This window comes from Opacimonas viscosa, from assembly GCF_024199005.1.
Lineage (GTDB): Bacteria > Pseudomonadota > Gammaproteobacteria > Enterobacterales > Alteromonadaceae > Opacimonas > Opacimonas viscosa.
This window is the reverse complement of the sequence record NZ_JANATA010000021.1, coordinates 40,464-52,548: the sequence shown is the minus strand read 5'-3', so window position 1 is coordinate 52,548 and position 12,085 is coordinate 40,464. Positions and strand designations below refer to the sequence as shown.

Annotated in this window: 11 protein-coding genes; 3 read left to right on the top strand and 8 right to left on the bottom strand. The window is 42.0% G+C overall.

Annotated features, from left to right (window positions below; genetic code table 11):
* Positions 1 to 84 precede the first annotated feature (84 nt).
* The gene (locus NLF92_RS10905; protein ID WP_254101799.1) at positions 85 to 882 is read left to right on the top strand and encodes a pirin family protein; all 798 of its coding nucleotides are present in this window, start codon (positions 85 to 87) and stop codon (positions 880 to 882) included.
* A 105-nt stretch (positions 883 to 987) separates the two neighbouring features.
* Here the strand turns inward: NLF92_RS10905 and NLF92_RS10900 are convergent, their stop codons facing one another.
* Positions 988 to 1,890, bottom strand: a complete 903-nt coding sequence (locus tag NLF92_RS10900) for a homocysteine S-methyltransferase family protein (protein ID WP_254101797.1) — start codon at positions 1,888 to 1,890, stop codon at positions 988 to 990.
* Positions 1,891 to 2,025: 135 nt separating this feature from the next.
* Here NLF92_RS10900 and NLF92_RS10895 point away from each other — a divergent pair, with 135 nt between their 5' ends.
* Together NLF92_RS10895 and NLF92_RS10890 are read left to right on the top strand one after the other, a co-directional pair.
* Entirely contained in the window at positions 2,026 to 2,247 is a 222-nt protein-coding gene (locus NLF92_RS10895; RefSeq protein ID WP_254101796.1) for a hypothetical protein, read from the top strand.
* Positions 2,248 to 2,420: 173 nt separating this feature from the next.
* Positions 2,421 to 4,514 (top strand): S9 family peptidase, encoded by a 2,094-nt coding sequence (locus tag NLF92_RS10890; protein ID WP_254101794.1) that lies wholly within the window; start codon positions 2,421 to 2,423, stop codon positions 4,512 to 4,514.
* Positions 4,515 to 4,689: 175 nt separating this feature from the next.
* On the opposite strand, the gene NLF92_RS10885 is transcribed toward NLF92_RS10890, so the two are convergent.
* The 7 genes from NLF92_RS10885 to NLF92_RS10855 form a co-directional block, all read right to left on the bottom strand.
* Positions 4,690 to 5,430 (bottom strand): hypothetical protein, encoded by a 741-nt coding sequence (locus tag NLF92_RS10885; protein ID WP_254101792.1) that lies wholly within the window; start codon positions 5,428 to 5,430, stop codon positions 4,690 to 4,692.
* Positions 5,431 to 5,621: 191 nt separating this feature from the next.
* Positions 5,622 to 6,617: an N-acetyltransferase DgcN gene (gene dgcN / locus NLF92_RS10880; protein WP_254101790.1), complete on the bottom strand. Its 996-nt coding sequence runs from the start codon at positions 6,615 to 6,617 to the stop codon at positions 5,622 to 5,624.
* A gap of 109 nt (positions 6,618 to 6,726) precedes the next feature.
* Positions 6,727 to 8,055 carry a methyl-accepting chemotaxis protein gene (locus NLF92_RS10875; protein WP_254101788.1) on the bottom strand — a complete coding sequence of 443 codons (1,329 nt, stop codon included), beginning with the start codon at positions 8,053 to 8,055 and terminating at the stop codon, positions 6,727 to 6,729.
* A gap of 129 nt (positions 8,056 to 8,184) precedes the next feature.
* Positions 8,185 to 8,550, bottom strand: coding sequence for a response regulator (locus NLF92_RS10870; RefSeq protein ID WP_254101786.1), 366 nt, complete (start codon positions 8,548 to 8,550; stop codon positions 8,185 to 8,187).
* A 12-nt stretch (positions 8,551 to 8,562) separates the two neighbouring features.
* On the bottom strand, positions 8,563 to 8,796 hold the full coding sequence (locus NLF92_RS10865) for a hypothetical protein (RefSeq protein WP_254101784.1): 234 nt from the start codon (positions 8,794 to 8,796) through the stop codon (positions 8,563 to 8,565).
* Positions 8,793 to 11,708, bottom strand: coding sequence for a chemotaxis protein CheA (locus tag NLF92_RS10860; protein WP_254101782.1), 2,916 nt, complete (start codon positions 11,706 to 11,708; stop codon positions 8,793 to 8,795). The genes NLF92_RS10865 and NLF92_RS10860 overlap by 4 nt, the downstream gene beginning before the upstream one ends.
* Before the next feature lies 1 nt (position 11,709).
* Positions 11,710 to 12,078: a response regulator gene (locus NLF92_RS10855; protein ID WP_254101781.1), complete on the bottom strand. Its 369-nt coding sequence runs from the start codon at positions 12,076 to 12,078 to the stop codon at positions 11,710 to 11,712.
* Positions 12,079 to 12,085 lie beyond the last annotated feature (7 nt).

Sequence of the window (12,085 nt, the reverse complement as noted above, 5' to 3'; positions counted from 1 at the left end):
TTACAAGCAGCGTGATAGTCTAGTTATTTTTGCTACTTGAAATGGGGGGATTACATAACGACGATAAAACAAGTCGTTCAAGGCATGCCTGCTTCTGATGGTGCAGGTGTGAAACTCAAACGAGTCCTAGGCCAGCCTTTATTAAAACGTTTAGATCCTTTTTTGATGTTGGATGAATTTGGCTCAGAAGATGCCCAAGATTACATTGCTGGCTTTCCTGCTCACCCGCATCGTGGCTTCCAAACCGTTACATACATGCTAAATGGTAAAATGGGCCACAAAGACTCAGTGGGTAATGAGGGGATCATTGAGGATGGTGGCTTGCAGTGGATGAATGCTGGCAAAGGCATTATCCATGAAGAAATGCCAAAACAAACCGAAGGGAAGATGAGGGGCTTTCAGCTTTGGGTAAACTTGCCAGCCAGTGAAAAAATGTCTGAACCAGGTTACGAGGACATCAAAAGCGCACAAATCAACGAGACAAAACTGACAAAACATGCACATGCACGTGTGTTAGCTGGTGAACTCAATGGAGTAGCCGGGGCGGTCACTACCAAAGCCGTACAACCGCAGTTTTATGATATTCATGTCCAGCAAAATGATGATATTGCGTTATCTGTTGATCATGAACACAATGGATTTTTATATGTCTATGAGGGGCAAATTGAATTCGGTAAACATACCATAAAAAAAGGCCAGTTAGCCGTTTTGGACTTGGTGGATACGTTGGCATTTTCAGCAGCTGCTCAAACCAAATTGATTTTTATCAGTGGCAAACCTATTGGTGAGCCGGTTGTGCAATATGGCCCATTTGTCATGAATACCCAAGCAGAAATCAACCAGGCTGTACAGGATTACCAGCAGAACCGTTTGACCAGCTAAGCTGTGAGGCAAACTCACTAGTATAGTGTCAAAAATAGAGCCTAAATGGACGAATCGAGGGTTTAGCGCTTAGCTCGTGTAGTCCATTTTAGCGCTTTGTGCTTATCATTTCTTTTTTAATAATTCGCACAAACTCGCTATATGTGTGGGTCCTACTTCACAACACCCACCAATAATACTTGCGCCTTGCTTTGCCCAGTCAGCGCAGATCTGCGCATAAGCCGATGGACCTAAGTCATCTCGCGCAGCCAAGCTTGCGACAGTGGTTCCAGGATACAGACTATCAATACTCGTAAAACCGTTGGCATAAACACCTACGGGCACCTCTAGGTTTTGTAATTCAGGCCAAACTGCATTAATAGACTCAGGACGACTACAATTTAATAAAATAGCATCGGGGGCGAAGGTGAGTATTTCAGCAACAGCGTCTTGCAAAGATTCGCCACCACGTAAATTTTTTGGTTCATCATCAGACACGCTAAACGCAACCCACACCGGGACTTTTGCTTCTTTAGCGGCTAAACATGCGGCTTTGGCTTCGATGGTTGAAGACATGGTTTCACAAATAAATAAATCTGCATCTGAACGTTGTAGTGCTACGAGCTTACGGTAACTCTCGACACAATCAGCAAACTCAGGTGAAACTTCAGGGTGATAGCTCGCAACTAACGGGGGTAAACAGCCTGCGATTTGAATATTCCGCGCAGGTCCTTCACTGGCATAATGATAATCACTGATCGCATCGACAGCAGCTTGTTTAGCTGATTCGTGTAATTGTTCCATGAGATGCAACGCGTTATTGTTGGCTAAACGCTCTGGAGTCGCAGTATAGGTATTCAGAGTAATAATATCCGCACCTGCACAAATAAATTCACAATGCAGCTCCCGTACTAGCTCAGGCTCGTGGAGCATAACGTCTGCAGACCACATAGTGGTGACTTCGCGTTGGCTACGAGCGAGTAACTCTTGGCCCATGCCTCCATCTAAAATAATTATTTTGTTATGCATTAATTTAAGCCTTTATGTGCTGGCAAAAAGCAGTTTTCTAAAACAGTACGATGCACTAGAAAATTTGCTTTTACAACAAGTGTTCTTTTTTACATATTTTCACATATATAAAAGGGTGTGACGAGGATTATAAATATGCCAAGAAGAACGAACTTGCAAGATGCACAAAAAATTGAAGTTGCGAGTGATGTAGATGAAATAGTAACTGACAAACGTGAACAATGGCGGGCAAATTCAGCCAAAGCTAGACGTCGCCAACGCCGCTATAAAAAGCGTATGACAGACCAATTAATACATTACTCTAGTATTGCCGATGGCGGTGATGACTTTTCTGCTGATGGATATGACGATGAGTAGGTATTGGTCTTTGGATGTTTGTCATACGTTGTCCACAAGTCCTTAATATTTTCAAATCTGCCACTGTAAATTATTGACAAAAATTGTTACTTTAACTTGGTGTTAACAAATAGTTTCTTAACGAATAGTTTCGACAGAAAATATGTATATAACAATAACTAAAGGAGTTTCGTATGCAACTAAAACGTTTAGTCATGGGCTTAGCTATGGCCGGTGTTTGTATGACTGGGAGTTATGCGCTAGCAGATGGGCATGGTGATCACAGTCACGCCGCTAAAGACAACCATTTTTCCATAGAGCATTTACCTCATGTAAAACATGCTGGAAATATCACAGTCGCCCCTAATGGCGATGTATCCGCTTATACTTTGTCAGTGCCAAGAAATATGCTCGATGGCGATAAGGATGGTCGAGCGGATACTCACCTATATGTCATTAATGACAAAGGTCAGAACCAAAGTTTTATCGCACGTGATGGCAGTATTTCTGCTTTACAATTTGCCTCTGATAGCAACACTTTATATTTCAAAACCAAACGAGATAATGACAAAAATACCAGTTTGTACAGTATTTCGATGACGGGTGGTGAAGCGACCAAAGTCTTTGAGTACGAGACAAGTATTGGCGATTACGTGGTACAAGGCTCACATCTGTATTTTGTGGCAAAGCCAAAAGATGATGCAGAAGATCTAAAAGATAAAGGTTTTAAAGCACATGTATATGAAGAAGATACCCGCTTAGCAAATATATATAAAGTCGATTTAGCACAAGCAGAGCCAGAGGCCGAAGTCTTTTTTAGTCAAGGACATACCTCAGCCATTGAGCTCGCATCGGATGGTTCCTTTATTGTTGCTGCAGTGGCACCGACTAATCTGATTGATGATTTTTATATGTTACGTGATTTACATGTTATCTCTACTGAGACCGCAGAAGTCACAAACACGATTGATATGCCAGGTAAGCTAGGCACATTCGTTATCTCGGACAATAACAAGCATATTGCTATGCATGCCGGTACAGATAAGCATGATTCTTCTGATGGTGTGTTGATGGTTGCCAAAGTCGATAGCCCTGAACTCACTCAGCTAACTGCAGATAAAATTCAACATATCCAAGATGTAGATTGGTATAAAGGAGATATTTTGGCGGTGGCTCATCGCGGTGTAGAAAGTGCCTTGGTCTTGTATTCACCTAAAGGTAAGGTTGAGAAAACATTTAAGACACCTGATGATATTGTGGTACGTAGTGCGGATGTAGGTAAAAGCACCATTCATTTGATTGCAGATAGCCCAAAGCATCCTAGAGAAGTCTTCACCGTACGTCGCGGTAAAGCCCAAAAAGTCACCAATAATAATGCTTGGTTAGCTGATATAGACTTGGCAGCGCAAACAACATTTACCTATACCGCTCGTGATAATGCTTCGATTGAAGGCTTATTATTAACACCAAATGGAACAGCGCCTGAGAAGGGTTGGCCACTGATTCTGATGGTACACGGTGGCCCTGAAGCACATTATAGTGATGGCTGGAATACTGCTTACTCAGTACCTGGACAATACGCTGCAGCCGCTGGTTATGCCGTATATTATCCGAATTATCGTGGCTCAACAGGTCGTGGGGTTGCGTTTGCTAAACAGCACCAAAACGATTACGCAGGTAAAGAATTCAATGATTTAGTTGATGGCGTACAAGCACTTGCCGCTGCCGGGATCATTGATAAAGACAGAGTAGGGATCACTGGTGGTTCGTATGGTGGTTATGCTTCTATGTGGGGAGCGACAGCACTGACTGAGCATTTTAAAGCCGCCGTGGCTTTTGTTGGTATCTCTAACCAAGTATCCAAGTTCGGTACTTCTGATATACCTAATGAAATGCACTTAGTCCATTCATTGAAATGGCCTTGGGAAGACAATTGGATGAATTTAATTGAGCGTTCTCCGATATTCCATGCGGGTAAAGCGAACACGCCTATTCTGATCATGCACGGTGAAGAAGATACACGCGTGCATCCTAGTCAATCTATGGAGCTATACCGCTCGATTAAAGTACGGACTGAAACACCCGTGCGTTTAGTCTTTTATCCTGGCGAAGGACATGGTAATCGTAAGGCTGCTGCCCAATATGATTATGCACTTCGTTTATTAAGATGGATGGATACATATTTAGCTGAAGATGCAACGCGTCAAACTGAAAAACCCCCATTTAGCTTAGATATGAAAGCGCGTTTAGATGCAGCCAAAGAAAAAGGCGACACATCAGATAATTAACGGTTAAGTAAATAACGGTTAAGACCAAAAAAATAAAGCCCCATTGTCTCTTAACAGTGGGGCTTTTTCGTTTATTTAGCTCATCGTTGATATGGCATGTCATTGGTATGGCATATCGTTTGTATTAACGTTGAGATGTTGCTATACCAATAGTGCAATAAGACCTATTCAAACCCTATTTAAACGCATACATAAAGCGTACCATGAAATCATGTTTTGGCGCAGCACGACCTACACCAGCCAGATAACGTGCATGATATTTAAACTCACCAATTTTCCCTGAAATACCTGGACCTACTTGGTGCTTCATTTGCCCTGAATTATCAAGGTTACTCAAACGGCCATATGAATTAAACATCTCTAACCCCAGACGATAACCTGCCATTTTTTTGCTCAACCCCATATTCGAGGATAATTTCAACTGACCCGTTGGTGCGCCATTAAAATCACTGGCTCCTTTTAATGCTGCACGTAAACGGTATTGTTCAGGCAGTTTCCATTCATTTGCCCAGACAACCGCAAACTCTTCCGCTTTGGAACCGCGACGTTGGCGCAGATCAAAGCGCAGTGCAGTTGACCACAAACCTTGAGTTTTATCACGCAGGTTAACCAGCATTTCTAAGCGTGAAAAATTATATTCAAAGCTATTTGTATCCTTGAACGCAGTGACGATACGCCCACGTACACTATCCGTGAAAGCATGTTGATACATCAAAGCATATGCATAAGTATCTTCTTCCATTGAGTTGTCACCCGGTGCCAGAGCCATGCGCACCTGCATGGAGCGATCGCCTGGTGTAATATTAGGACCCGTTGGCGCACCTAAATTACCCGCTTTTACTGTGCTCACAAAGAGTAGTGTACTCGCGACTGCTAATGGTATCATTTTGCAAAATATGGTAGATAAAAAACGCATGGTGTCCTTCCCTGATGTGTTGTGATTGTCAAACTGGTGAGAATGTTGTGTAGAACAAGCAACCAGCAGAACATCACTATTTGGATTATTAATAGCTATAAGGCTTTATCGACCGAGGGAATTAAATTTTAATACCAATAAATAGTAGGGTGTCAAAATGGCAGCTTGTTGTATAAACTGCCATTTGGGCTTTACAAATTAGCGACGATTTTACTCACACCGTGACGCAATGGATCGACGCAAGGTAAGCCTGTTTCAATGGCGATCATTTGGCACGTTTCTAAGGCTGTTTGTTCGTCTACCGCACTGGTATTGACACAGATCCCTACTACCTTACATTCCGGATTAGTGCGTCTAGCATGCAGTAAGTTGACTGTCAGAGTTTCATCAATACTCGGTAATCTATAACCGGGCATACCGCGCATAAATTCACGGCGAAGCGTATGACAAATAACTAAAGCATCTGGCTGGGCGCCATGGATCAAACCGATAGTAACTCCAGCATAAGCCGGTTGAAACAGTGAACCTTGGCCTTCAATCACATCCCAATGTTCAGCATTGTTATCTGGGGTTAACTGTTCTACTGAGCCTGAGATAAAATCAGCCACTACACAGTCTACAGCAACACCTTCACCGGCGACTAAAATGCCGCACTGGCCGGTAGCTCGAAATGTAGCCGACATACCTTGTTCTTGCATTTCTTTATGGATGGCAAGTGTTGAATACATTTTGCCGACAGAACAGTCTGTCCCCACCGTTAATAAACGTTTGCCGCTACGTTTTTGTCCATTGCCAGTTTTAAAACGCGTCGTTGGATGACGAATATCTATTAAACGTACGCCATACTGTTCCGCTAAATTCACCAGCTCTGGTATGTCTGTCAGTTTATCATGCAAGCCATTGATGATATCTAAACCAGCAGCAACGGCGGCTTTAATTTCTGGAAGGTATTTTTCATCTATATGACCACCCGCATTGTTAAAACCTAGCACAAAAGACTTCGCTCCTTGGTTCACTGCCTCCTCTAACGAAACCTTGGGTAAACCTACTGTTGTTGAGCAACTGGGTAACGCAATTTCCCCGACACACAATTCAGGGCGCCAATAAGCAATACTACAAGCCATTTTCAAGCCTAGCGGATCGGTAGCATCACCGATAAAAACGGCGTAAGGGGGAGTTAAAAGCATAATAAAAAGTCTTTTATGAGTTAATGAGATTCGTAGTGCATGTTAGCAAATATTAGGCAAAAAAAAAGGCGCTAAGCATGTGCATTAGCGCCACAACTAGGGAAAGTGTTTAAAAAAGTTCGATATCTGGAGTGTTTTTCTTGTTTCCTGTGCCACCATTTGCGACTTTGCTATGGATTTGACGCTGCTCTTCCATTACATAATTTTCTTTTAAGGTATTTGCATCAAATGGTTTGATGCGTTGTAACTCGTGGTAATCGGGTAAAGCATTTTCTACCCCTTGTTGATACTTTTCTAAATGCTCAAAGGCCTGTTGAATCTGTTCTAGACGCTGTCTTGTGATATCTTGGAACTGTACAGCTGAGAAGGTTTCTAACACTTTATCTTTGGCGATTGCGGAACTGTTTTCCATCTCATTTAGGATCGTAGAGTTTAAGTTTTCTAGATCTGTATACGTTTCAGAAAGTTTTGTCAGTTCATTAGCATATTTCTGTAAACGCACATTTTCACTTTCAATCTTGTTTTGATCGAGCATATGCGCCATCTGTGCTTCGACCATATTAATCGCTTTATCGATCCCCATATCAATCTGATTTGCTGCGTTTTCTGATTGACCAGATAAGGTTCGGACTTCATCAGCAACTACCGCAAACCCTCGGCCATGTTCACCGGCACGAGCTGCTTCAATTGCCGCATTCAAAGCTAACAAATTAGTTTGTGCTGCAATGTTTTTGACTAATCCTGTTAATTCTGTCAATTGATTAATTTCAGCAAGGACCTGTTGCACACGTTGCGAATGTTCTACACCTTCTTCTTTGCGATCATCAATATAGCGTTGTAACTCTACAATTTGGTCTTTTACACCATCGACACGAGCAGATGAGCTAGATTTTAGAGAATCCGTTTCAGCTATAGAGGAATGAATGGTATTCATAGTGTTTTCGATAGCGGCTTCGATAGATTGTAATTTATCTAAAATATTGACAGCGGCCTCTTGAGTCACATTATTGATACCAGATACTTGGTCATTGAGAATACTGTGTACATTTGCAACATCATGTTGAGCAATGATGAGCTTATTGATGGCCGTCGCAATATAAGGTAAACCATGGTCATCATATGCATTCGAGATTTCAGCGGAACAATCTATACCAGAAAGTTTTTGTTGGTCATTTTGTGCAACTAATTTATTGACTCGCCAAATAAATAAGCCCAGTGTCGATACCACGGTAGTCGTGGTAAATAAACCGACGGTTAATACCGTACCAAGTGCTCCAAAAGTTTGTGTTAGCCAACTTGCTATTGGACTTGCTATAGCCGCTGTTACAGCAATAACACCCACCAAACTCAATACAGAAAACTTCACAATGAGGGGTTTCATTTTTACTAAATCAATAGTAAAAAACTTTTTATTATCATTATTGCCTTGGGCAATCATAATTGCATCCTTTCTCGTTTTATCCTAATACTAGTAACGGCAAAACTTCCTAACTCAATAGAAAAAAATTAGAAAAATTTGCCAAACTAGCCACACTGAAAATATCCTAAAAATAAAAAAAGAATACTGTTAAGCGGGTAAGACTTTTTTCACAACACCCGTCAGTTCATCGGGTTGCACTGGTTTCACTAACCAACCCGTTGCACCGGCACGTTTGGCTTCGTCACGTTTGGCTTGTTGTGATTCTGTCGTCAACATCAGCATAGGTTTAAAGCGCATAGCGGGTGTGCGTTTGAGTTCTTTGATTAATTCAATACCGTTCATTTCTGGCATGTTTAAATCTGTAATCATAAGGTCAGGTTTGAAATTAGGTGCTTTAGAAATAGCTTGTTTAGCACTTGTAGCCGTTTCGACTGCGTAGCCATTGCGTTTTAATACACCTTCCATGCTCATTAACATAGTTGGAGAGTCATCAACGATTAATATTCTTTTCATAGTTTGTTTTCCTTAATTCAAATGCTGTCGTAAAAGTTGGACTAACGGTCCTGATTGTGGCCAGTTGGTCACGGTTGGTTTAAAAGCTAATAATAATTGGATGACAGCCGTATGCGCGTGTTCTAATCCTTTTAGATTCACCTTTGCTTTTGGTTTATCAATAAGCCATGTTAACAAGCTCTCAGCGTCCTCAATCGAGCAGCTATCGGTAAATACCGCTACGGTCTTTTTATATTCAATACTCATACGAGTAACTCCTCCGTGTTTAAAACTAATAGTACTCGACCATCACCGAGTAACGCTGTCCCAGAGTAGAATGGGTAACTTGCCATAATCCCCTCGAGTGGTTTTTGGATCGTGTCAATTCCTTCGTGGAATTCATCTACTACTAAGCCTATTTCCTCACCATGGTGCATCACGACTAGCACGCATAATTCATCACTTTCTTTGCGTTCACTATGGGTTTGGAGTAAATCATGTAAGTGAAAAATCGGTACAACACGACCTCGTAAAATCAACGTTTCAGACTGTTTGATACGATGGATTGTGTTGCTAGGTACTTTGACCGTCTCGACAATACTTTGCATGTTGATGCCATAACACTGTGTCCCTGACTCAATCATCATAATGCGGGTCACTGCCATCGATAACGGTAAAGACAAACGAATAGTGGTGCCTTTACCTAATTCAGACTCAATCCCTACAGTACCACCAGCTTCTTGGATAACAGTGCGTACAACATCCATACCGACACCGCGACCTGAGAGGTCAGATATGGCTTCTGCCGTTGAAAACCCTGCCGCAAAAATTAAATTGAGTGACTCATTATCGGTGATCGTATCTAGGCGTTGTTCGTCAATAATCCCTTTTTCATAGGCTTTACGTTTAATTACATCTGGATCAATGCCTTTGCCATCATCCACAATCTCAATCAGCACTTGATCATCATGCGGTATAGCTCGTAAAGTTAATGTACCTTGTTCCGATTTTCCCTTGGCAACCCGTTCTTCTGGTGTCTCTAAACCATGATCTAAACTATTGCGGACCAAGTGTATGAGAGGGTCAGACAGTTCCTCTACCACGTTTTTATCTGCTTCGGTTTCTTCACCTTCCAACACCAAATTAATATTTTTTCCTAATTTGCGTGAAAGATCACGTACGAGGCGAGGGAAGCGTTGGAATACCGTCGATAAGGGCACCATCCGAACTTGCATCATAGCGGATTGCATTTCGTCACTCAGTCGGTTAATGACGGAGTATTGACTTTGGATTTCTTTTGCTAGCGCTTTGACACCAAACTCTTCCTCAGCTTTTTTCGCTAAAAACGGCAGAGCGTTTTTAGCGACGACTAATTCACCTACTAAATCCATCAGCGCATCAATACGATATTGGTCAACGCGGAGTGTTTTTTGCATCGACGAGGTATCTTTTTTCGCTTTTTTCTCAGCGACTTTTTCTGGCTGTGCAGGGTTAGCTTCTTGCGCATTGGTATTGGCGGCCAAGGTCTGTGCAATATCGGGATTTGTCTGGCGTTTGGGGGCTTTTTGCTTTTCGCTATCGTTAGCACAAACCGCAACGGTTTTATCAAGTACTGGCTTAAACATACCATCTAATAATACCAATAAAACCGATACATCATTTTGCTTGATTGCATTTTGTGCAATCGCATCAATATCGCCAACGTCTTTGTTTAACACCGCACAAACATTTTTAATCGTTTGTACAGTGGATAAAATTTTGCCGGCAAAAACTTGTTCGGGATATTCTTGATTTAAAATCAAACTTTGCACTTGGATAATGGCATCGGCCCAATGTAAATCTGGATTTTGCACCGTGGTATTTTCAGTCACCATGTCATGCGCAATATCATTATTCCAGTCTGCATCACTAGCTTGAGTATCCGAGCCGAATTCGGAGCTTGGAGCATTTGGCAAGCTATCTAGTGAATTATTATGTACATTCACATGATTCGTTGTGTGACCGGATTGGGTCGCATTATTAGCTGCATCTGCAGTTTCCAACACACCGGACTCCTGACCTGCAAAAATCAGATCATCCATGGCTGCTTGTATGGGGGTAAATTGATCTGCAGCGACTTTCTGTGCAACGGTTTGGGAGTTTTCTAAAACAAACTGACCATCTTTGAGTGCATTCAAAAGTGCTTTAATCACCCGTGCATTCGGCTCTAGTTCGGTCGCCAAGAATGCTAACCATTCAATCAAGTTTTGTTGATAAGGTGCATTAGCTTTAATACTGGCCATTTCATTGACTTGTCGAGACAGTTTATCCCAATCAGCGTTAATCGCACTAAAGTTAACGTCATCAATGAATAATTTATATGCATCAGTAGGGGCGTAATCACCCTCTGGAACAGCTAAAAATGAGCGGTCCATGGTAAAAAATTCACACTGGTCAGACACATATTTTAAATGATTGTGACACGTATCGTAATCACCAGAAGATAACGCATGGCACTTTAATTGGCACAAAAATGGGTCAAGTGTAGAAAGGTCATCGGGTAAATCCGACGTCGTCTCCAGTACCAGTGTTTCCATACCTGGCATTAATTGCATTAGGCGAATGGGGTCATCACCGTTAAAGAAACAGCTTTCGTCAGGTGTATAAGCAACGACTAATAAATGCTGATCTGCCTGCTGTAACTGACGAAATAGACCAATTCGTGCTTCATGACTCAGTTGCATTAACCAGTTTGGAGCGGCTGTTAATTCAACCACAGTAACCATGTCTTCTTCAGCAGTCATTGGTGCACCAGTGCTACCTATAATGGCGCGTAGTTGACTACTGAGCTGATCAGAAATACTAGAAGCATTCGTCTCTAATTCTGCATCCTCTTCCAGGGCATCGAGCCATGCTGATACTTGGTCCATACTGTCTAAAAACAAATCGATATGCTCTGAAGTCAAGGTGACTTCACCATCACGAACTTGGTCAAGCACATCCTCGGCAGCGTGCACTACTTTAGTAAACGGGACAATGTCAAATAGACCAGAAGAACCCTTCATGGTGTGAACTGAACGAAATAACTCATCCAAGGTATTGGCATTTTGCGGGTCGTTTTCCAAAGCAAGAAAACAGTTCGAAATCACCTCTAAGCTATCACGTGACTCTGTGATAAACGCATTTAACATACTATCCATGTTATGCTGCTCCTGCGATCAAACGGCTGATATTTTGTAACTCATCAACCTTTGCTGGTTTTACAATATAAAAATTCGCTCCGGCGGCATACGCCTTTTCTTTGTCATGCTGTTCAGCTTCCGTGCTGATCATGATACAAGGAATATGTCGTAATGCTTCATCGTTACGCAACTCCTTGATAAAGCGATAGCCGTCCATTTTGGGCATGTTGACATCTACTAGGCATGCATCAGGCTGGAAATCTTGAATCTTTTCCAATGCTTCTAGACCATTTACGGCTTCTTCAACTACAAAGCCTAATTGTTCCATTAATTGTTTGTGATACATGCGCACTGTGAGTGCGTCATCTATGATTAATATTTTCTTCATCCTTGAC